Source organism: Saccharopolyspora sp. MMCC62 (assembly GCF_057736575.1).
The window spans coordinates 872,875-894,617 of record NZ_JBYKCM010000001.1; the positions used below are offsets into that span (position 1 = coordinate 872,875).

15 protein-coding genes and 2 CRISPR repeat arrays (1 of these 17 running past the window's edge) are annotated in these 21,743 nt (G+C 68.6%); of the genes, 13 read left to right on the forward strand and 2 right to left on the reverse strand.

Annotation, left to right across the window (positions count from 1 at the left end):
• Positions 1 to 75: 75 nt before the first annotated feature.
• The 3 genes from AC29IT_RS03935 (at position 76) to AC29IT_RS03945 (ending at position 2,718) form a co-directional block, all read left to right on the forward strand.
• Positions 76 to 978, forward strand: coding sequence for a bifunctional DNA primase/polymerase (locus AC29IT_RS03935; protein WP_488217855.1), 903 nt, complete (start codon positions 76 to 78; stop codon positions 976 to 978).
• A 77-nt stretch (positions 979 to 1,055) separates the two neighbouring features.
• Positions 1,056 to 1,514, forward strand: a complete 459-nt coding sequence (locus AC29IT_RS03940) for a single-stranded DNA-binding protein (RefSeq protein ID WP_488217856.1) — start codon at positions 1,056 to 1,058, stop codon at positions 1,512 to 1,514.
• 102 nt (positions 1,515 to 1,616) lie between these two features.
• A CRISPR array of direct repeats spans positions 1,617 to 1,889; the repeat unit is 29 nt; unit sequence CGGACCACCTCCACGTGCGTGGAGAGCAC.
• A 412-nt stretch (positions 1,890 to 2,301) separates the two neighbouring features.
• Entirely contained in the window at positions 2,302 to 2,718 is a 417-nt protein-coding gene (locus AC29IT_RS03945) for a hypothetical protein (RefSeq protein WP_488217857.1), read from the forward strand.
• Here AC29IT_RS03945 and AC29IT_RS03950 read toward each other — a convergent pair.
• Entirely contained in the window at positions 2,715 to 3,089 is a 375-nt protein-coding gene (locus AC29IT_RS03950; RefSeq protein WP_488217858.1) for a hypothetical protein, read from the reverse strand. The two genes, AC29IT_RS03945 and AC29IT_RS03950, sit on opposite strands and share 4 nt — an antisense overlap.
• 975 nt (positions 3,090 to 4,064) lie before the next feature.
• On the opposite strand from AC29IT_RS03950, the gene AC29IT_RS03955 reads away from it, so the two are divergent.
• From AC29IT_RS03955 to cas6e, 10 genes are all read left to right on the forward strand, one after another.
• Positions 4,065 to 4,907 carry a hypothetical protein gene (locus AC29IT_RS03955; RefSeq protein WP_488217859.1) on the forward strand — a complete coding sequence of 281 codons (843 nt, stop codon included), beginning with the start codon at positions 4,065 to 4,067 and terminating at the stop codon, positions 4,905 to 4,907.
• A gap of 292 nt (positions 4,908 to 5,199) precedes the next feature.
• Positions 5,200 to 10,191, forward strand: a complete 4,992-nt coding sequence (mobF, locus tag AC29IT_RS03960; protein ID WP_488217860.1) for a MobF family relaxase — start codon at positions 5,200 to 5,202, stop codon at positions 10,189 to 10,191.
• Between the two features lie 1,563 nt (positions 10,192 to 11,754).
• Positions 11,755 to 12,057: a hypothetical protein gene (locus AC29IT_RS03965; protein WP_488217861.1), complete on the forward strand. Its 303-nt coding sequence runs from the start codon at positions 11,755 to 11,757 to the stop codon at positions 12,055 to 12,057.
• A 399-nt stretch (positions 12,058 to 12,456) separates the two neighbouring features.
• Positions 12,457 to 14,841, forward strand: a complete 2,385-nt coding sequence (cas3, locus tag AC29IT_RS03970; RefSeq protein WP_488217862.1) for a CRISPR-associated helicase Cas3' — start codon at positions 12,457 to 12,459, stop codon at positions 14,839 to 14,841.
• Positions 14,838 to 15,188, forward strand: coding sequence for a hypothetical protein (locus AC29IT_RS03975; RefSeq protein ID WP_488217863.1), 351 nt, complete (start codon positions 14,838 to 14,840; stop codon positions 15,186 to 15,188). Before cas3 ends, AC29IT_RS03975 begins: the two co-directional genes overlap by 4 nt.
• Positions 15,185 to 16,789: a type I-E CRISPR-associated protein Cse1/CasA gene (casA, locus tag AC29IT_RS03980; protein ID WP_488217864.1), complete on the forward strand. Its 1,605-nt coding sequence runs from the start codon at positions 15,185 to 15,187 to the stop codon at positions 16,787 to 16,789. The genes AC29IT_RS03975 and casA overlap by 4 nt, the downstream gene beginning before the upstream one ends.
• An 11-nt stretch (positions 16,790 to 16,800) precedes the next feature.
• Entirely contained in the window at positions 16,801 to 17,391 is a 591-nt protein-coding gene (gene casB, locus AC29IT_RS03985; RefSeq protein WP_488217865.1) for a type I-E CRISPR-associated protein Cse2/CasB, read from the forward strand.
• On the forward strand, positions 17,388 to 18,539 hold the full coding sequence (gene cas7e / locus AC29IT_RS03990; protein ID WP_488217866.1) for a type I-E CRISPR-associated protein Cas7/Cse4/CasC: 1,152 nt from the start codon (positions 17,388 to 17,390) through the stop codon (positions 18,537 to 18,539). Before casB ends, cas7e begins: the two co-directional genes overlap by 4 nt.
• Complete coding sequence (cas5e, locus tag AC29IT_RS03995) at positions 18,536 to 19,282, forward strand: type I-E CRISPR-associated protein Cas5/CasD (RefSeq protein ID WP_488217867.1); 747 nt, start codon at positions 18,536 to 18,538, stop codon at positions 19,280 to 19,282. Before cas7e ends, cas5e begins: the two co-directional genes overlap by 4 nt.
• Positions 19,273 to 19,965, forward strand: a complete 693-nt coding sequence (cas6e, locus tag AC29IT_RS04000; RefSeq protein ID WP_488217868.1) for a type I-E CRISPR-associated protein Cas6/Cse3/CasE — start codon at positions 19,273 to 19,275, stop codon at positions 19,963 to 19,965. The genes cas5e and cas6e overlap by 10 nt, the downstream gene beginning before the upstream one ends.
• On the opposite strand, the gene AC29IT_RS04005 is transcribed toward cas6e, so the two are convergent.
• Positions 19,937 to 20,599, reverse strand: a complete 663-nt coding sequence (locus AC29IT_RS04005; protein WP_488217869.1) for a CRISPR-associated endonuclease Cas3'' — start codon at positions 20,597 to 20,599, stop codon at positions 19,937 to 19,939. The genes cas6e and AC29IT_RS04005 overlap by 29 nt on opposite strands.
• 211 nt (positions 20,600 to 20,810) lie before the next feature.
• Positions 20,811 to 21,743: direct repeats of the CRISPR family, unit length 29 nt; unit sequence GTGCTCTCCACGCACGTGGAGGTGGTCCG (it continues 379 nt past the right edge of the window).

Here is a 21,743-nt window from a genome sequence, read left to right on the forward strand (position 1 = left end):
TCACCGCCACGACCTGCCTAGGACACGTGATCGCCTCGTCCACGTCGAGGCTGCTGCCCAGGGGAGGTCTTGCCCATGAGCGTCCCTGTCGGCCCTTTCGACGACATGCCCGACACCGGCCCGCCGTTGCTCCGCGCCGCCTTGACCGCGGCCGCACGAGGACACGCGGTGCTCCCGCTGTGGCCCCGCTCGAAACGCCCGGTCGTCACCGACTGGGAGAACGCGGCCACCACCGACCCGCTGCGAATCCGCGAGATCTGGGCCGCCACGCCGTTCAACATCGGCATCGCCTGCGGTCCGTCCCGACTGCTCGTCATCGACCTGGACGACGCGAAAGGGCACCGTCCGCCCTCCCGTTGGGCCGGGACGCGCGACGGCACCGACGTACTCGCCCGCCTAGCGCGGGAAGCCGGTGAACCGTTCCCCGCCGAGACCTTCACCGTCACCACACCGCACGGACAGCACCTGTACTTCCAGGCGCCCCGGGGCCCGGTGCTGCGTTCGTCGGTCGGCCGCCTCGGCTGGCACATCGACACCCGCGGCGAAGGCGGGTTCGTCGTCGCACCCGGCTCGCTCCGGCTCGACGGCAGCTACCGGGTGCAGCGCGACGGGCCGATCGCAGCGCTGCCCCGATGGCTGCACGACGCGCTCGCGCCACCTGCCCGCTCCGGCACACCGGCACCGATCGAGCCCGCACGGATGAGCCGGTACGTCGCGGCAGCCCTCACCGCCGAATGCGAAGCGGTCGCGGCCGCCGTACCCGGAACCCGGCACACCACGCTGCTGCACGCCGCGATCTCCCTCGGCACCCTCGCCGGAGCCGGCGTCCTCGACGTCGACGACGCCCGCAACGCGTTGCACAGCGCCGCATCCGGGCACCGCGCCGACTTCCCCGTCGAGGAAGTGCACCGCACCGTCGAGGACGGACTCGCCTACGGCGTCCAACGACCCCGGGCCCTGCTGCCCCACAGCGCCTGAGCACGGCGCCCAACCCCTCATCCGCGAATGAGCGGATCCCGCACGACTCCCCTTTTCCCGATACCTAGGAGGACATCATGGCCGGCGAGACCCCGACGACCATCGTGGGCAACCTGACCGCCGATCCCGAACTGCGCTACACCCAGTCCGGCACCCCGGTCGCCAACTTCACCGTCGCCTCCACCCCGCGGACCTTCGACCGCGAATCCGGGCAGTGGCAGGACGGCGAAGCCCTGTTCCTGCGCTGCACCCTCTGGCGCCAGCCCGCCGAGAATGTCTCCGAGACGCTGACCCGCGGGGCACGGGTGCTGGTGCAGGGCCGGCTGCGACAGCGCTCCTTCCAGACCAAGGAAGGCGAAAAACGCACCACCATCGAACTCGACGTCGACGAGATCGGACCGAGCCTCCGCTTCGCCACCGCCAAGGTGAGCAAGGCCGCCCGCACCAACAACGGCTTCAACGGCGGCACCGGAGCCGGACAGGACCCGTGGAGCACACCCACGCCGGAAGGCCAGAACGACCAAGCCCCGTTCTGAACCCGCCGCTCGGGGATCAGCACATCCGCTGATCCCCGAGCCCCGATGCCAGCGCGTGCGCGGAAAGCACCTGACGCTGGGGTTCCCCGACTGGCGACAGGCCGGACCACCTCCACGTGGGTGGAGAGCACGTTGACGTCGTGCTGGGCGTAGCCGCCGTCGCCGGACCACCTCCACGTGCGTGGAGAGCACGGCCGGGCGACGTCGAGCGGAGTCCGGCCGGTCGGACCACCTCCACGTGCGTGGAGAGCATGTCGACCTGACCGACTCGATGAGCGGCAAGAACGGACCACCTCCACGTGCGTGGAGAGCACGCGCGCGTGCAGGTGGTTACTTACCAACTCACCGGACCACCTCCACGTGCGTGGAGAGCACCCTTCGCGAACTGGGGTTTTAGGAACGCCGTTGCACGTTTTGGAAGGGACGCATGCCGCGACGGTAACGCACCTTCACGTCTCCCCTTCCCTTGCGCCTGCGCTGGCCGACGCGTCGACCTCACCCGCGATCTCAGCCAAGACGTTCACCAAATCCTCGACCGAGCACCTGGGCGTGCCGCAGCGTTCTGCACGAAGTCGTCGTTCACGTAGTCGCTGGCGTCGTCGTCAGATCGTCCCGGGACCGACGCCCGTTTCCGAATCCTGCTGGGGCCCGGCCCGGCAAGCCTTCGCCAAGGAGCTTCATGCGCAGGACCACCTCCCGCCACGCACAGCGGGTCGCTCGATTCCCGCGTTCCGACTTGCAGCGCTATTTCAGCCCTCGCGTCGGAGGGCCGCGTTACCCTCCCGACATGCGGTTCCACTTCTACATCGTGCTCTTGCGGTGCAGTGGCGCGTCCGGGATCGGTGTGCTGCTGGGGTGTGCGATCGCGAGCCTGTTCGGGCTCCTGCTGGGACGGATCTCGCTGACCCTCGATTGGCTGCTGGGTGCACCGGTCCTGGCGTTGCTCGGTGCAGCGGCCGGGCTGGTCACCGCGAGGCTCACCCGCCTGTGGCTGCTTCCCTGCATCGCCCGTCGCAGGCTGCTGTTCACGCTCATCGGCGCGGGAGCACTTCCGCTCGGGTTCGGCGGGATCAACCAGACCACGCATCCAGGTCCACCGGCCGTGGTCGTGGTCCTGCTCAGCGCTGCGGTCCTGGTGTGGTTGTGGTTCCGCGGGTTCCAGCGCGAGCTCGCGCTCGTGCGCCAATACCGGTGGGGCCGCTAGAACCGCACGAACCGTGCTTCTTCCACGGGGTCGTGCTCTGCCCGCGCCGCAGCGAGAACGCGCCGGGTCTCCTTGACCGAGCCGATCTCCAGCAGGTCGGACACCTGCTCGACGGTACGGCCGCCGATCTCGTGGATCCGCAGAGCCGCCTGGGCCTGTCGATCATGCGAAGCTGCGGTGACCGACCGAAGGTCCGCGCGGACACCGTCGATCTTGCGCTGGAACGCGTTGATCTTCTCCTCCGCGGTCCGCTCCGCGGCGGCGATGGCCTCGCCGGCTTCCACGAACTCCGCCAACGCGCCTTCGACTTCCTGCTCGCGGCGACGTTGCTCGGCGAGCTGGTCGAGGTTGCGGCGCCGGGCCGCCTCCAACCGTTCACTGATCTTGGTGGACCGGCGGCGGCGCCTGCCGGTACCTCGGGTGTCTTCGGTCATCGCGGCCTTCCCCTCTCGACGGTGTTCGGTAGCGCTGGCCTTGCCAGGCTAAGAACGGTGTCGAGCAAGGTGTCCGGTTCTGTCGGATCCGGCACGCCGACGCGAAGAGCTCGCCGAGGCAGTGGGACGAGCGGCGCCGGGAAGTGGTCGAGGTGGGCAGGGTGCGCAAGCCCCAAGGGCTTACCGCCGAGGCGGCTCGACCAAAAACGCACCCTGCCCGGCACCGGGCGTGGGAGGGACTCGCCTGACCACGCACACAGTGCCCGGTCAGGCTACCGCGCATACCGCTCGAATCGGCACAGCACGCTTCGCTGCAGCATCTCGCGCGCAGAACGCGGAGTTGTAGTGCTGCCTGACGGCGATGGTCTGCGTTGCCGTCTCCCCTAGGTCTGCTCCCCTTTTTCCCGCTGGAAGGCAGCGGAGGGTAGCCCTCCACCGGGGCGCGTCAAGTCGCAGGGAAAAACTTTTCGGGCGGGGACCCCTAACCCCACCCGAAAACTTTTTCCCTAAGCGCGACTGGACCCACCCCGGCTCCGGGCAGCACGAGAGCTGCCAGCGGAAAAAAGAAGAGCAGGGGCGGGCTACGCCCTCAAAGACAGCGGCCCTGGTCAACCTGCCTTACGGCGACACCTTCGCATTCCGGCCTCCTGCCAGCACAGACTATCTTCGCAGCTCAAAGACATGATCCAAAAGGGCTCGATTCACCCTAAATAACAAGCATGAGAAGCGCTTTTGCCTGGATAAACTGCGCGCTTTCTTGCTATGATTGTTTCGTTAGGCAGCCAGGAAGGCCAAACCTGGCGGACTTTCACAGTAGGGACTCATATCATGCACATTTCTGGCGTTATTCCTGTTCCGCACTTGCTTTCTGCGGTGTCGGAATGCTTGGACAACCGCGACTATCGCGGGGCGGTGGAGTTGTTCGCCTCGCTGCGCCCGTCCGATCGGGAGCTTGCCGCGCTGCTGGAGTGCGCGCGGACGCTGCAGCGCCCGACCCGGGTCGCGCGGCCCAGGTTCGAAGCATTGGCCGAGCGCGCCGCCGCGCACGGTGACGTGCGGGCGGTCGTCGAGGCGTGCGCACCAGCCGAGTGGGACCAGCACCGCCCCGCCGCCACCGCGCAACCCGCCGAGCAACGCGCGCCGCACTGGTCCGAGGACACCCGCCATGAAGCGCCGCGAGACCTGGCGACCCGGCGGGTGCTGCGACGGCTGCCCGCCCAGCGCGCCGAAGCACGCGCCGCCGAACGCGCGCACAACCTGGTGGAGGCCTACGCCGCGACCCGGCTCCACGTCGACGACGACGCGCCCGCACATCCCGTACGCGCCGACAGCGTGTCGATCCGGCCGGACTCGCCGACGGTCTACGCCTCCGGCCTGGACTACGACGACGCGGCCAAGCACCCCGCGCGCGGCCGGTGCCTGGTCTGCAACGTGGAACCGTCCGAATGCGACCGCCGCCAGCGGGACGGGTTGTGCGAGGACTGCCGGGAACGCGGCCGTCCCGGACTGGACGTGCTGCCGGTGAACGCCTCCCGCGCCGACCGCATCCGCGCCGTGTGCGCCTACCGGCTCGCCCACGACCCGCACCCGCGACGCGCGCTGCGCGCCGAGTGGTCCCGGTACTCCCGCGACGACGACCGCCGCATCGTCGAAGACTGGGTGAGCCGCAACCTGCCGACCGCGCCCGTGGTGGCACTGCCCGCTCAGCGCCGCGCCGCCAACACCCGCCGCTACCGGGTCCGCGCCGCCGCGTGACCACGCCGGGGGTGCCCTCGCCACCGCCGAGGGCACCCCCGCAACGCACCAGACCCCTACCGCACACCACACCGACCGGCCCACGCCCCGCCCCTCCACCGCGCCGCGCCCGCGCCCGCCCAGCCCTGCCAGCCCGGCTCGCGCCGGCCGCGCCGCTCGGCCACAGCACCTCTTGCACTCGGAGTGCTCCCAGGTGCTGAATCGATTGCGGTCACTCGGGAATCGCGAGCGGGCCCGCGAGCATGGAGCGCACCGCTTCGTCCTCGACCACGCCCGCGCAGGTGCCGCCATGATGGGAATTCGCAAGATCACGCCGGGAGGTCACGAGTACCTCGTCGGCAGGGTCGCGTGCGGCGACCGCGACATGGACGTCGGCGAAACCCTCGCGGACTACTACTTCCGGCACGGCTACCCACCCGGGCAGTGGTTCGGATCAGGCGCCGCCGCACTCGGCATGACCGGTGAAGTCCAAGCCGCGCAAATGCAAGCGCTGTTCGGCGAAGGAAGACACCCCGACGCCGACGGCATCGAAACCCGGCTGCTGGCGGTAGGAGCGAACCCGCAGGACGCGCTGCAGGCCACCAAGCTCGGCAACCGGTTCCCCCGCTTCGGCGGTGTCGACGACCTGCGCACGATGATCCGCGAGGCCTACGCGGCCTACAACCGGGTCCGCGGCCGCGAACCCGGCGCTCCCATCAGCGAAGCCGACCGAGCACGCATCCGCCACGACGTGCAAGTGCGGGCCTTCACCGAAGCCCACGGCGCTCCGCCCGCCGACGACACCGAATTCGAGGCGTGGCGGGCGGAACAACGGCGGCTGCTCAAGAACGCGACCGCCGGCTACGAGTTGGTGTTCGCACCGCCCAAGTCGGTCAGCGTCGCTTGGGGCCTGGGCGATGCGGCTACGCGTGAACGCATCGTCGACGTGCACCGGCAAGCGGTGCGCGACACGCTCGGCTACCTCGAACGCAACGCGGCGTTCACGCGCAAGGGCGCGGGCGGTATCGCGCAGCACGACACCCGCGGGATCGCGGCGACGCTGTTCGAGCACTGGGACTCCCGCGCAGCCGACCCGCACCTGCACACCCACGTGCCGGTCAGCACCAAAGTCCAGTCCGCTGTGGACGGTAAGTGGACGTCGGTGGACGGGCGCACGTTGCTGGCCGCGGCGGTGACGCTCAGCGAGTTCTACAACTCCCGAATCCGCGACCTGCTGCGAGAGCAGGGCGCGCAGTTCAGCACGCGTCCGCACCACGGCATCGACCTCAAGCGCCCGGTGTGGGAACTCGATGGAGTCGGCTCGGAACTGCTGGAAGGGTTCTCCCGGCGCGCCGCCGCGGTCGAGCGGGAACGGGCCCGCGGCATCGTCGCCTTCCGCCGCGAACACGGGCGAGAACCGAACTCGAAGCAGCTGCTGGAGATCGGGCGCCGAGCCCAGTACGCCACCCGGCAGGCCAAGCCCGCCGAGTCGCTCCCCCTCGCCCAGCACGTCGCGCGGTGGCGCCGGGAAGCGGCAACGACCGCGGGTGCGGCAGCCGTCTCGCGCATCGGCGAGCGGGTGTTCGGCGCACGCCCCACGCCCGCGGAGGAGCGGTCGCTCGAGGAGCTGGCGGTGGCGACGTTGACGACCGTCTCCGAGCACTACAGCCACTTCAACCGGTGGAACCTGCTCGCCGAAGCACACCGCCAATCCGCTGGTGCGGCCGTGCCCGCCGCGGAACGCGAAGGCCTCGTCGATCGCATCGTGGACGCGGTCCTCGCCGCGCCGGACACGGTCGCGCTGCAGGCGCCGTCGCTGGTGGACGAGCCGGATTCGCTGCGCCGCGCCAGTGGGGAGAGCGTGTTCACCGAGCACGGCGCCGAACGCTTCACCACCTACCAGACGCTGCGCGAAGAAGCCGCACTGGCCGAATGGGGACGGCGCCGCGACGGCCACCGGCTCACCGCCGACACCGTCGAAGCCGCGCTGGCAGGCGCCACGCTCAACAGCGGCCAGCAGGCCGCGGTGCGGGGCTTCGCCACCTCGGGCCTGCGGGTGCAGCTGCTCGTCGCCCCGGCCGGGACCGGCAAGACCACCACCATGAAGGTGTTCGCCGACGCGTGGCGCTCCGCAGGTGGCCGGGTGTACGCCTTCGGCCCCTCCGCACGAGCCGCGCAGGAACTCGGGCACTCCATCGGCGCCCGCCCGCACACGCTGCACCAGGTCACCACCGCGCTGGACCTGGGCAACGCCCAACGCCGATTCGCCTTCGCCCGCGGCGACGTGCTCATCATCGACGAAGCGGCGATGGCCGGAACCCACACCCTGCACACCGTGGTGAGCTACGCGCTGAGCCGCGGCGCGGACGTGCGCATGGTCGGCGACCACCGCCAGCTCTCCGCCGTCGAAGCCGGCGGCGCCGTGCGGTGGTTCGCCCTGCAGAACGCCGAGGACGTGCTCAAACTCCGCGAAGTGGTGCGGTTCCGCGATCGCGCCCAAGCGCAGGCGTCGCTGCTGCTGCACGCCGCCGACCCGAGCGGGCTGGACTACTACTTCGACCACGACCGGGTGCGGGACGGCTCGCTGGAGACCATGCGCGACGCCGCACACCGGGCATGGCGCACCGACCTGGACGCCGGGCTCCAATCGCTGCTGATCGTGCCGAGCAACGACGACGTCGTCGACCTCAACGTGCAAGCCCGCGAGCTGCGCCTCGCCCGCGGCGACGTCGACGACGACCGGTCCGTGCGGCTGCACGACGGCACCACCGCCGGCGCCGGGGACTGGGTCGTCACCCGGCACAACGACCGGTTGAAAACCCTGTTCCGCGGCACCGACTTCGTCAAGAACGGCGACACCTGGACCGTGCAGCGCGTGCACGACAACGGGTCGCTGGTGCTGCGCCACCGGACCACCGGCGGGTCGGTGCGGCTGCCCGCCGAGTACGTGCGCGAACACGTCGAACTCGCCTATGCCGCCACCGTCAACCGCGTGCAGGGCATGACCTCCGAGCACACCGCCCACAGCGTCATCACCCGCGGCACCTCCCGCGAACAGCTCTACACGATGGTCACCCGCGCCCGCGGGCACAACCGGCTGTGGGTCGAAACCCACGAGCACACCCTCGACTCCTACCGCGAAACCCCGCTGGAGCGCACCGCACGCGGAGTCCTCGAGAACGCGCTGCAACGATCCTCGGCGGAAACCTCCGCATCCGAAGAACTCCGGGACTCCCTCGGTGCCGAGGAATCGCTGCGCACCCTCGTCGCCCGCCACACCCACGTCGCCGACCTCGGCCGCGCCGAACGCATCGACGCCGTGCTCACCGAGCACGTCCCCGAACTGCTCGACCTCGACGGCGTCGGAGCGCTTCGCCAGCGACTGCGCAGCGCCGAACACCTCGGCTGGCAGGCCGACCGCCTGGTCCCTGCACTCGCCCGCGGACTCCACGACGCCGACAACCCGGCCGCACTGCTCACCTGGCGCATCCGCGACCTGATCTCCCACCAGCAGCCGCCCGCGCGCACCGCCACACCCACCACCGACCAGACGTCCCGCTGGCGCAGCACCATCGAACGCCACGACCACACCGCCGCACCCGAAGACCCCGAGTGGAACCCGGTGTGGGAACGCGCCGCCGCAGCTGCTGCCGAAGGACTCGACGCCGACGCCGCGATCCGGCGCGCCGCACACGCGCTCAACACCCGACCCGCCACCGACCCGGCACCGGCTTCCACGGTGGCGGCCGAAGTCGTCGCGGCGGCCTGCGCCGAACAACGCGGGCACCGGCCGATTCCCTGGCTTGCCCACGCCGACTTCCGCAACCTCTCCGCCGACGAAGCCGGCTACCTGCACCGGCTCCAAGTGGCCATCACCGACCGCGTGACCGAACTCCAGCAGGCCACCGCCGCCGACCCGCCGCACTGGGCGGCGGGGCTCGGCCCGCGACCGGACGAACCACGAGCAGCCCTGCGCTGGGAGAACCTGCTCGGCCAAGCCACCGCTTACCGCGAGACCTACGGCATCGACTCCACCGACCCGGCACGCCCACTCGGCGAACCACCTGAAGGCCACAACCTGCGCGCCCACGCCTGGCGCCACATCCTCGACCGCTGGACCCCCGAAGCACCGCCCGAAACCGACCGCCGCGACCCCAACGACCGGCTGCGCGCGGAGTTCGGCGAACCCCTCATGGCCACGCTCACCACAACCGACCCCGCACGCACCGAAGAACCACTCTCCGACACCGTGCACCGTCACGAACACCTCGTGCGCTCCTTGCTCGACCAGGCCGCCCGTGAAGCGCTGGCCCGCCACGCCCCGACCGCGCTCGGCGCCCCGGCCGAAGAAGCACTGCTGCGCACCCTCCGCGACGCCATCCGCGAAGGCTGGCAACCACACCGCCTGCTCCCCCGGCTCAACGAACTCGACCACGCCCGCGACCCCGCAGCCCTGCTCGCCTGGCGCATCCACCACCACACCGACGGCCGCCGACCACCTGCGCCCACCGCCGAACCCACCACCGACCAGGTCGAGCACTGGAAAGGCCTGATCCAGCGCACCGAACATCCCGACTGGACCGGCTGGGACACCGTCTGGCGCCACGCCGCAGCCGCTTCCTCAGCCGGCCTCGACACCGACCGCGCGCTCACCGACACCACCCACGCACTCCGGGCACGGACCGAACTCAACCCGCGCGAAGTCGCCCAACGCCTCGTCGACCACCTCGCCGACCAACGCGCCGCCGGACTCGGACACCAACCCGCCCTGCCCTGGATGAGCTCGCTCCCACCCGACATCAACACCGAGCAGCTGCACGAACTTGACCACGCCATCCGCGGACGCCTCACCGAACTCCGCGACACCACCACCGCCAACCCGCCCCGCTGGGCGGCGAACCTCCCACCCCGACCCGACGATCCCCACGCCGCCGAGCAGTGGGCCGAACTCCTCATCCGCACCGCCGCCTACCGCGAAACCTACGGCGTCCGCACCGACCACCCCGACCTACCGCTCGGCCCCCAACCCCACGGCGACGACACCCGCGCCCAGAACTGGCACAACCTCAACCAGGAATGGAGAAAACCCATGAACCCCCAACAACACGACCGCAACCAGCAACGCCTCAACACCCTCCGCGACAACCTCGCCGACACCCACGACGACCGCCGCGACGACCGCCGCGACGACCGAATCGACCACCGCGAACACCTCACCGACGACGAACACACCCGCCGCCAAGCCGAAGAAGAGCAGCAGGACGTGCACAGCTCCCGCAGCGGTGGATTGGGCTACGGGAGCTAGATTCCCCCGCTCGCGAGCGTCCAGAAGACCTACCCGGCCGGGCCCCGGCGCGACCGGTCCGAAAGCAGCCCGGCCTCCACCGAGAAGGCTTCCGCGTCCATCGCCACTCCCACCGGTCCAGCCCGCCGCATGCGATAGGCGACGAGAGCGGGTCGCAAACGTCGGGGCAGACCTAAGGCACGGTCCGAGGCCGATTAGATATGCCAAACAAGATCTTAAAGGACGCGGTTGCGGAAGGGCTGCTCTCCACCAAATAGAAGCAGGTTGTGGAGCGCCCCGCAGACATGCGGCACCGCGGCTCAGATGCCACGCTCGGCTAGACTCTGCGATTCGTCCGAAAGCTCGCCTAGCGGCTGCGGGCGCCAGCCCTGCCTCCCCTGGCGTACACCCTGACGGAATCTGCGGACTGTACCTCGGCTCAGCATCGACACAAGTTGCGCGATCTCGCGTTATTCGCCAACTTGCGAATCACTTAGACACCTCCGGCGCTAAACATGGACATGACTAGTCTCACCTCATAAGGAAGAAGACTGAAGTCGTCAGCCAACAAAGGTTCAGCGGTAAAGAATCCCTGAACCGAAACGAGATCAATGGAAATCGGCCGCAGCACAGGAGTCACCTCTGGGTACGGATGGATTCGCACGAATCCCGCCGATTCAGGAACGGCATCAAGTCGAGACTTATGACCTGGACCCGAACTCCAAGTAGGACCAATCACTAGCGCTATCAGACGCCCAATACCCAGACACTCTGCCGCATCGATAACACCCTCTTTAACACTGATTCCGGACGGCTTACCGCGATAGTCTAGAGTGATCCGATCGTCGTCGCACAGCGCCACAGCATGACGAACGTCTCGCCGCGGGAGAGAATGAGGGACGCTTCGTGCAAGATAAACACGCACCCCCTTAGGCGCCGCACCAGTCTTTACCTCCCGCGAAAATTGCTTCAGCAGGCGCTCACGGGCTGCATCGACAGGCCATACACCCCACCCTCTCGCAACTCCTAGTAGCATTGTGACCCACACTATCCAATCCGCGAAATGAAGAAGGGCCTTATCGGTGACCGGGTTTCCATCCACTATCATCCGCTTCATCTCCGGACGAGCGTGAATTTTTCCCATTTGCGAGTTGCACGGCCGACACAGAACAGTCCGAAAACGCTCAAGGTCAGGCCCGTTCGGATTTAGGCCCCACGCAATCAGCAACGTCTTCGGAATTATGTGCTCGACAGTAGGTTCGGCGTTCGATCTGCAGATCACACACACCTGTGCCGCGTTAATACTCACAGACTCCCGCCTCCTTGGAGCAGGTCGGAAAAACAGTCGCAATGCAGCGAGCACGCAGTCGTTCTCGCTGATCGAGCGCCGTGCCGACATATCGCATTAACTGATCTTCCCACCCGCGACGGTCACGCTCTGCACCGGCCAGCGCTAGCACAACGTGACGAGTCCATGCTGCCCGCGCCCGTGGCGTGGGCACTTGAACATGCCCGGTCAATCCGGGGACCCGGACGGGGACGGGGACGGGGACGGGGACGGGGACGGGGACGGGGACGGGGACCATGATCACGAGCATGGAGATTCGGCAACGGCGCGCCCGGATCGTCGAGCCGATACGGGCCATCACCGGGGCTGAGAACCGTAAACTCGACGCCGTCGAGTGGAAGACATGCGGGCGCGGCGAGGCCGATTTCCGAGAACTGACCGAGCGCATCACCCGCCCCGAGACACTGGAACAGCCCGAGCCGAGCGGGCTCGACCGCTGCACGTCGACCGGTCGGCGCCGCGCACCGACGATGTTCGTGACCGCCGAGAATCTGCGCCCCTGTGTCGCACCACCGGCGAACCCGACGCGGCGAACCTAGCACTCGAGCTGGCCGGACCGGCGATCGGCGCTGAGCTTGGTCTGCGCCTTCTGTCGATGTTGCGGATCGGTCTGGGCAAGCAGGTGCTGGACTTCGGTGGCGATCCGGCAACAGCCGGAACGGAGAGAAGTCCTTCCGAATTCAGATTCGACGCGACCCAGCTCTTGCAAGCTCATCACGAGCCACGCCCGGGACAACGGTAGGCCGTTTCGTCGACGTATGCAGCTGAACCGTCGTACTGCGCTCACCGGAACTCCGCAGCCCTCACCTAGCTACACGTTGATCCATTCGGGGGATTCTCCAATCCACGTGGCGAAACAGCGCCCGAAGTGTCAGGGGTTCCGGGCAGCATGTGCCCGTCAGTTGATCACCATGTCGAAACGCTGTTGAGGATCACTCGTGTTGGACGCGCTCAAGATCCACCTTATGGCACCGCTGTGCGGGCCGTGGGGCAAGGCGGGGAAAGCGGAGCATCCGCATCCGTTGATCTGCCACGCGATCGACACCGCGGCGGTCGCCGGTCTGCTGTACGACGTCCTGCTCGGCCCGCAGGTGCGTCGAGACCTGGAGGAGGGGCTGCGCCCACTCGGGAATCCCAGGGCGTGGGTCGCCGTGCTGGCCGGGCTGCACGACATCGGCAAGTGCAGCCCCATCTTCCAAGCGATGCGGCATGACCTGGCCATCGAGCACATCGGGGAAGAAGTGCGCGAGATCGTCACCAGGTTGAAGCCGAGCTCGAAGAACAACGACGCAAGGAGCTTCCACGGCACACTGACCGCAGTGCACCTGAGCCGCTGCTTGGACAGCTGGGGAGCGTCAGCCGAGCTCCGCGACGCACTCTCCTTCGGCCTCGGCGGCCATCACGGCTCCCTGCTGACCTCCCGTGAAGTGCAGGTCACCCGCGGGCGCCTGCCGCACCACGGAGGTGAACCCTGGCACGAGCTGCGCTGCGCCGTGGTCTGGGAGGTCGCGCGGCTGTGGGATCTCGGTGACCCGGCGGAGGCCGACTGGCGCAACGCGAAGCTGGACGTGGCGGGTGCAGTGGGGCTCGCGGGCCTGACGTCGGTGGCGGACTGGATCGCCTCCGACGAGAACAACTTCGGCTACGCCGAGCCCCCGCTGGAAGAGCTCGATCTCACCGCCTACCGGGAGAAGTCCCTTGCCCTGGCGGAAAAGGCCGTCCACGAGACCCTCCGCTGGAAGCGGTGGACCCCGCCCACCGACACCACGTACCGGGGGCTCTTCCGCAACGAGCCCCGCCCGCTGAACGAAGCCGTCGAGAAGCAGCTCGCGGGCCGGGACGAACCCGGCGTGCTGGTGATCGAGGCGCCGACCGGCGAAGGCAAGACCCGTGCCGGGTTCCAGGCGGCGGCCACGCTGGTGAACCGGCTCGGCTTGTCGGGCATGTACTTCGCGTTGCCGACGAAGGCGACCGCGGCCCAGGTGCACGATGAGCTGACCTCCGTGGCGACGGAGCTCCAGCTGCCCTACCTGCCGAACTTGGTGCAAGGCCGATCGCCGGTCACCCCTACCTGCGTCAGCGAGGACGGCGACGGAGCGCACGACGGGCACGAGTGGTTCACCCGCAAGCGCGGGCTGCTGTTCCCCATCGGAGTCGGCACGATCGACCAGGCACTGCAATCGGTGATCACTTCGCGGCACGTGTTCGTGCGGCTCACCGGACTGTCCGGGAAGGTCCTGGTCCTCGACGAAGTGCACGACGTCGACGCTCACATGACAACGCTGCTGCGGCGGCTGATGTGGTGGTGCGGGCGGTTCGGCATTCCGGTGGTGCTGATGTCCGCGACCCTGCCCGCCGGTCACCGCGAGCAGCTCATCGCGCAGTGGCGTGCGGGACGCGGTGGCCGTTCCCCCAGGCATGCGGAACCCGGGCCTGCCACCTCCGGCGGACAGCAGGTCACGTGGGCCGATGAGCACAACGCTCCGGCGTCCGAGCCGGTCAAGGAGCTTTCGAGGATCAACGCGAACCGTCCTCCCGTGGCCCTGCACCACATCGCCGAGGCGAAGCTCGCGGGCTGGCTGCGCGAGCAGGACGGCTGCGCGTTGGTCGTGCGGAACCTGGTGCGCGATGCGCAAGCCACCTACGAAGCTCTGAAAAAGGAGATCAAGTCCTGGCAACGCAAGCCCGAGCTCGTCCTGCTGACCGGGCACACGCCCACGAGCGCCCGGGCGAAGATCGAACGTTGGCTGCGCACTTCCTTCGGCCCCACGGCTGCGACGCGCCCGTACGCCATTGTGATCGGCACCCAGGTGCTCCAGCACAGCCTCGATGTGGACTTCGACGTGCTCGCCAGCGACCTCGCGCCGATCAACGAGCTGATCCAGCGGCTCGGACGCGTGCACCGCCACGAACGCGACGAGGTGCGGTCGAACTCGGCGCCGCAGTTCGCGTTGATCCAGCCCCCCGAGGACGACGACGGCCCGAAGTTCGCCCGCGGACTGCACAACGTCTACCACCACGCTCCGATGCTGCAGACCTGGCGCGTGCTGTGGGGTCGGTCGGAGCTGAAGTTGCCCGGCGAAACCGGGCAGCTGGTAGCCGAGGTCTACGACGCACCGGATGACGTCCTGAGCCCGACGATGCGCCGACGGTTCGAGAAGGCCGAACGCAGCATGGCCGCCCAGGACTCTTACGACGAGTCCAAGGTCCGCCGGTTCTACCTCCCGCCGCTGCGTCCCGAGGACTCCGTCCGAGAACTGACCGACCGGCCCACGATCGCCGCCCGCACCCGCAAGGACGCCCCCTGGAAGGACAGCACGTGACCACCGACGACACCGTGTCGCTCGAACCGTTCGAGGTCGTACTGCTGCGCCCGGACGAGCCGTTACCGCGCGCGCTCGACGGCACCTCGGTCGACCTGTCCGATGCCCACGATCTCGACGAGGCGGAGCAGCAGGCGCTCGCGGATTCGACCGTGCACATCCACCCCGCCGAGCTCGGCGAACGTGCTCTCCGCGTGGTGAACGACCTGCCGGTGCCCCGGTGCTTCGAGCGGTCCGGCTGGCTGCAGGACCACCAGGTGCTCGTGCTCGACGAAGCGGCCCGCACCGGGCCCGTCCGCTTCGAGCTCCACGAGACCCTCGGCCTGCGCATCGAGGAGGACGGATGACCCGGCCATCGTTCGACCTCTCGACCGAGCCGTGGATCCCGGTGGTCGACCGCGCGGGCGTCTCCCGCACGCTCAGCATCATCGACGTCTTCCGCCAAGCACACGATCTGCGGTGGATCGACGCGGAAGCCCCGCCGGTCACCGCCGCCCTGCACCGGCTGCTGCTGGCCGTGCTGCACGCCGGCCTCGGCGGTCCGCGCAACCGGAAGGCGTGGGGAAGCCTGTGGGAGGCGCCCGAGCTGCCCGCCGAACTGGTGCGCAAGTACATCGAGAGCATGCCCGGCGCATTCGACCTGTTCGACGTGGAGCGGCCGTTCCTGCAGTGCCCGGCGTTGGAGACCGTGGACGTGCGGCCGGTAGCGCAGCTCGTCCAGTTCCGCGCGGTGGGCAGCAACCTCACGCTGTTCGACCACACCACGGCAGGCGACCGGCTTGCTCTCACCCCGGCCGAAGCTGCCCGCTGGTTGGTGACCGTGCAGTGCTACGACCCGGGTGGCACGAAAACTCCGTACGAGAAGGTCAAGAACTCCTCCGCAGGACTCGGGAACAGGTTCGGCGTGGTCATGGCCGAAGGCAGCACCGTGAAGGAGACCCTGCTCCTCAACGCGCACTGCTACGACCCCGAGTACGAGATCCCGTGGAGTTCGACGCACGACGATCTGCCCGCCTGGGAAGCAGGTCCGCCGAATCCTCGCCCGGAGGAACGCGCCCCGCACGGATGGCTTGATCTCCTCACCTGGCCAGCCCGGCGGGTGCTCCTGCACCCCTCGATCGAGTCCGGTGATTGCACCGTGAACGGCGTGGTGATCACGCCCGGCGTCACCTTGAAGAACGAGCTCCGCCAGGTCGAGTTGATGGCGGCGTTCGACAAGCCGCCTTCGAAGTCGAAGAAGGACGACCAGCCGTGGAATCCGGTGCGGCTGCACGAGCTCCGCGGGGTGTGGCGGCACGCGCGCAAGCTGCTGCTCGCCGAGGACACCCGGCAGCACGAACGCCCCAAGATCCTCGACCACGTCTCCGATCAGATCGAGTGGGGGACGCTGCCGGTCGACGCTGTGTTCACCATCCGCGTGTTCGGCCAGCAGCTCGACGACAGCGGCGGCGGTTCGGTGTACGCCTGGCTGCAGGAACAGCTCCCCGCCCCCGCGGCGCTGCTCACCAACCGCCAGCCCTGGCTCGGTGAAGTCCTGGGCAGCTGCGTCGCGCTCGCGGACAACCTCGGCAGGGCGCTGGACCAGTTCGCGAACGAGTGCCGCAAGGCCTTCCACGCCGAGCACAGCACCGATGCGAAACGCCGCGCCAAGCACAACTTCGGACTCACGCAGGCCTACTGGCCGACGCTCCCCCCCGAGTTCGCCACGCTGCTGCGCGCCCTCGGCACCGTCGTCGTCGACCGGTCACCGGCGAAGCCACCGATCAACGAGTGGCGCGACACCGTGTGCTCGACCGCCGAGGAAGCGGTGGACCGCGCCGTCGCCCAGCTGCGAGACCGCCAGGCCCGCCACCTCGCCGAAATCGCCGCGGCCTACGAGGAGTTCCGGAAATCGGTGTTCCACCACTGCCGCACCTTCGACGACCAGATCGGCCGCCATCTCCTCTGAGACGGGAAACCATGACCACCAGCGAGAAACCGCCGGTCCGCGAACGCCGCGAGCAGTTCATCGCCCAGCTCGAAAAGCTGGCCCGGACGCTCGCGCACGACCAGAGCAACGCCGCAGCACAAGCACGACGCACGCTCGCCCAGCTGCGGCGATCGGTCAGCGACCAACGCCACGAGCACGAGGCTCTCGCGCTCATCTTCGAGCACGACCCGCCGCGCGCTGAGGAGAAGATCTGGCTGCTCGTAGCCGGATTGTTCGCCTTCAACCCGCAGCCGACCAGGAACCGGGCCCCGCTGGGCGCCTCCCTCCGGCAACTCGACCGCAAGCGCCCGGGCAGCACCGCCCAGAAGCGCCTGCGCCAGCTGCTCGCCGCCGACGCGAACTCGCTGCCGCACCACCTGCGTTCGACGCTGCAACTGCTGGCTACCGACGACATCCCGGTGAACTACCGGGCGCTGCTCGACGACGCGGTGGTCCTGCTCCGGCCGGACGTCGACGAAGACCGAGCTCGCGACGTCCGCTGGCGGTGGGCCCGGGACTTCCACAGCTACACCGCACCGAAGACCGACAACGACGACTCCACTCAGGAGAACGACCAGTGATCCTCGAACTGCACCTGCTCCATTCCTTCCCGGTCAGCAACCTCAACCGGGACGACCTCGGCCAGCCCAAGAGCGCCACGTTCGGCGGGGTGCCGCGCGCCCGGATCTCCAGCCAGTCGCTGAAGCGCGCCGCCCGCGACGAGTTCACCGAATACGGGTTGCAGAAGACGAACCTCGGGTCACGCACGAAGCGACTCGTCATCGCCACCGCAGAGGAACTCGGCAAACGCGGCCGTGACACCGAGATCGCTCCCGCCGTCGCCGCAGCAGCACTGGGCCAACTCGGATTCAAGGTGGAGAAAGCCCAACGCACCCAGTACCTGATGTTCGTCGGCCACCGCGCGGTCGAGCTGCTCGCCGACTTCTGCGAGGAGAACTGGGACCCGATCGCCGAAGCCGTCGAGAAGGCGAAGGCGTCGAAGAAGAAGGACTCGGACGAGCCGGTCAAGATCGCCAAGGTCAAGCCCGAGAAGGAGGTCGCAGCCGCGGCGAAGCGCATCTTCGACGCGACCCGGTCCGCAGACATCGCGCTGTTCGGCCGCATGATCGCCGACAACAGCGACTTCAACGTCAACGCCGCTTCGCAGGTCGCGCACGCGATTTCCACGCACGCGGTGGCGACCGAGTTCGACTACTACACCGCGGTCGACGACCTGAAGAAGGACGATGAGCCCGGCGCGGACATGATCGGCACGATCGACTTCAACACCGCCTGCTACTACCGCTACATCAATCTCGACCTGACCCAGCTCCGGAAAAACCTGCCGGGCGACGAGGAACTCGTCGCGCAAGCCGCGAAGGCCTGGCTCGACGCGTTCATCGAGACCACCCCCACCGGCAAGCAGACCACGACCGCAGCCCGCCCCATGCCCGAAACCCTGCTCGGCACGGTGCGCAACCGCGGCGCGTGGAACCTGGCGAACGCTTTCCTGCGCCCCGTCACCGGAACCGACCTCCTCGGCACCTCCACCCAGCGCATGTTCGAGCACTTCGAGAAGCTGCGCGGGTTCTACGGCGACGCCGCGCTGCGCACCGTGGCCGGCGCCGCGCTCAGCTGCGGAACGGACCCGCTGCCCGCCGAGGACACCGTCACCGGCATCGACGAACTGAGCACCCGGCTGCTGACCACCGCACTGGAAACCGCATGACCCACACGCTCGCACTGTGTCTGGACGCCCCCATGCAGTCCTGGGGCCTGCGCTCCCGGTTCCAGAGCCGCGACACAGCGCAGGAACCCACCAAGTCCGGCGTCATCGGCCTGCTCGCCGCCGCGCTCGGCGTCCCCCGAGACGCCGACCACGAGGTGCGGGAACTGGCGAAGACGCGGATGGGCGTTCGCGTCGATCGGGAAGGACTCGTGGAGCGCGACTACCACACGGTCAACCACGTCCCCAACACCTCAGGCAAGGCCCACCGCACCGTCGTCAGCCACCGCTACTACCTGGCCGACGCGGTGTTCCTCGTCGCCCTCGAACACGAGGACCGGGCCGAGCTGCTGCGCTGGCACGCCGCGCTCAACGACCCCGTGTGGCCGATCTACTTCGGACGCAAGGCTTTCGTACCCGCCCGGCCGATCGTCTCGCCGGACGCCGACGCGCCGCTGCTCGGCGTCACCGAGCAGTCTGCTACGGACGTGCTCACCGAACACGGCTGGTTGGAGAACCGAGCCAAGGACCGGGACAGCACGACGACGGCCGTCTCGCGCGGCGAAGAACGCTCACTGCGGACGTTGATCGACACCGGCGCGGACGACGAGATCGCCGAACCGCGCCGGGACGTCCCGGTTTCCTTCCACCCGCGCAACCGCCTGTACGGAACACGATCCGTGCGTCCCGGACACGTGCAGCTCACCGAACCGATGATCCACGCCGGAGCACACCTGTGTACCTGAGCCGACTCACGCCCGACACCACCTCGCACCGGTTCCGCCGCGACCACGGCGACCTGCAGCACATGCACCGCACCGTCATGTCCGCGTTCCCGGACATTGAAACGGACAAGCGCGCACGCGCGGACCACGCGGTGCTGTGGCGTCTGGACCCGGCCGACCGCGGCTTCGCGCTCTACGTCCAGAGCCGCACTCGGCCGGACTGGAACCACCTCGGTGACTACCTCGCTCGGCCCGCCGACGTCCGCGAGCTCTCGCCGGTGCTCGACGCCGTCCAACCCGGACGCAAGCTCGCGTTCCGCTTGGCGGCGAACCCCACGAAACGCCTCCGCTACGAGCACCAGCGCGAACCCGGCCGCGCCGGTCGCCGCGACAACCGCTACCCCATCGTCAAACCCGAAGCACAGCTCGCCTGGCTGGTCAACCAGGGCGACCGCAACGGCTTCATCATCCCCGCAGGCTCCGACGCGCAACCCGACGTCGCACTCGTGCCCGGCCCGCGCCTCACCGGCCGGCAAGCGGGATCGCCGAAGACCAACAAGGTCTCGGTGGATCCCGTGCGCTTCGACGGGCACCTCGTCGTCACCGACGCCGAACTCCTCACCGCGGCGCTCACCGCGGGCATCGGTCCAGCCAAGGCCTACGGGTGCGGTCTGCTCACGCTCGCACGAGCGCGGCAGAGCTGAAACCAGGAGCCACCGCGAACTCGGACATCGCGCTGCCGCAACGAGAAGTGCGATCGGTTCGACGCGGTCGAACGTTGCGCTGGTTTCCCGCCGAGGTCCGATCACGGCGGGAAACCGGGCCGACGCTCGGCTTCCACTTCGCTCGCATCGCCAGCCCACGGACATTCGGTGAGGAGGCGAACGGCCGCGCGCCCTCGACGCTGTGGAACCGCCCGTGATGGCCTCCCAACAGCTGTGCGACCAGCCGACCAACCGACCGAGCGGACCGCGACGGGTACCCCAGAACGCCTAGTCCGGTGGGCAGCCACAAGTTCGTCGCCTGTTCATGCCGAATCCGAACCTCCGCCGCATCCGCGGGAAACTCCGGAGGCATCGGCAGCTGCAACGCGAATGAAGGGACGATCTTCCCGATGTCGTGCAGCGCCGCCCAGAACTCCAGCACGGAACACGTCTCCGACTCGCTCAAGCCGAGCTCCACAGCCAACCGTCGTCGAAGACCTGCCGAGAGGAAGTCGCGCCACAACGAGCGCACCGCAGCCGCGGCGTCCAGCCCATGGCAGACCACGGGATACCGAGCTCCCCCAAGCCCGCGTTCCTTGCCCCACAGCCGCAGATCAACCACAGGGTCGGCCACTACACCTCCCAAAACCGGAGAGCCCGATCACCGAGCGGCACGCTAACGGTTACCTCCGACAAACCGGTCCGCCTTACGCCAAAGCTGGTGCCAACGGGTGAACTGCCGGTTCGGTTAGCCGAAGCCATCCACCGCACCCATGCGCTAACGTCGCCGCATGGTTCCGTTCGAAAACGTGCAACGGCGTTCCTAAAACCCCAGCTCGCGAAGGGTGCTCTCCACGCACGTGGAGGTGGTCCGTCTGCCTGCCACGGCCCGGACGTCATCATCCGGTGCTCTCCACGCACGTGGAGGTGGTCCGATTCCCGGACGCACGCCGGCGCGCGCGGTCGCGTGCTCTCCACGCACGTGGAGGTGGTCCGTAGGTCCTCATGCTGGCGACCCACGCCGCTCCGTGCTCTCCACGCACGTGGAGGTGGTCCGCTGGAGCTTCGCAGCTTTGCTGAGGTCCATCTGTGCTCTCCACGCACGTGGAGGTGGTCCGTCCTCGGCGAGCCCAATGTTGATGGCGTCGTCGTGCTCTCCACGCACGTGGAGGTGGTCCGGGATGGGCGTGCGACCGGTCCAGTTCGTGGGGGTGCTCTCCACGCACGTGGAGGTGGTCCGTCATCGAGACACCCGTCCGCAAGCGCCTCGCTGTGCTCTCCACGCACGTGGAGGTGGTCCGCGGGTGCAGTACCGCGCCGAGCGCTACCGGGCGTGCTCTCCACGCACGTGGAGGTGGTCCGTCGTCGACGACGTCCAACAGCTCCTCGAATCGGTGCTCTCCACGCACGTGGAGGTGGTCCGACCGTCGACCACTTCGGCATGAAACGGGGCTGGTGCTCTCCACGCACGTGGAGGTGGTCCGTGGACCGCGCAGATCCTCAGCCGCGGCCCGGAGTGCTCTCCACGCACGTGGAGGTGGTCCGTACGGGATCATTCTGCTGTTGGCCACCCAGTCGTGCTCTCCACGCACGTGGAGGTGGTCCGGACCCTGCGAAGGACTCCGCGCAGCACCGGGAGTGCTCTCCACGCACGTGGAGGTGGCCCGGCGCGCGGCTGGCTGGACATGGCCACCTCGGTCGTGCTCTCCACGCACGTGGAGGTGGTCCGTCAGCCATGCGATGTCACCCCTCTCAGACGAAGTGCTCTCCACACACGT

What these genes read in the sequence shown, in the direction of transcription:
- AC29IT_RS03935 (WP_488217855.1), top strand. Translation starts at nt 76, where the DNA reads ATGAGCGTCCCTGTCGGCCCTTTCGACGACATGCCCGACACCGGCCCG.
- AC29IT_RS03940 (WP_488217856.1), top strand. Translation starts at nt 1,056, where the DNA reads ATGGCCGGCGAGACCCCGACGACCATCGTGGGCAACCTGACCGCCGAT.
- AC29IT_RS03945 (WP_488217857.1), top strand. Translation starts at nt 2,302, where the DNA reads ATGCGGTTCCACTTCTACATCGTGCTCTTGCGGTGCAGTGGCGCGTCC.
- mobF (WP_488217860.1), top strand. Translation starts at nt 5,200, where the DNA reads ATGGGAATTCGCAAGATCACGCCGGGAGGTCACGAGTACCTCGTCGGC.
- AC29IT_RS03965 (WP_488217861.1), top strand. Translation starts at nt 11,755, where the DNA reads ATGATCACGAGCATGGAGATTCGGCAACGGCGCGCCCGGATCGTCGAG.
- casA (WP_488217864.1), top strand. Translation starts at nt 15,185, where the DNA reads ATGACCCGGCCATCGTTCGACCTCTCGACCGAGCCGTGGATCCCGGTG.
- casB (WP_488217865.1), top strand. Translation starts at nt 16,801, where the DNA reads ATGACCACCAGCGAGAAACCGCCGGTCCGCGAACGCCGCGAGCAGTTC.
- cas5e (WP_488217867.1), top strand. Translation starts at nt 18,536, where the DNA reads ATGACCCACACGCTCGCACTGTGTCTGGACGCCCCCATGCAGTCCTGG.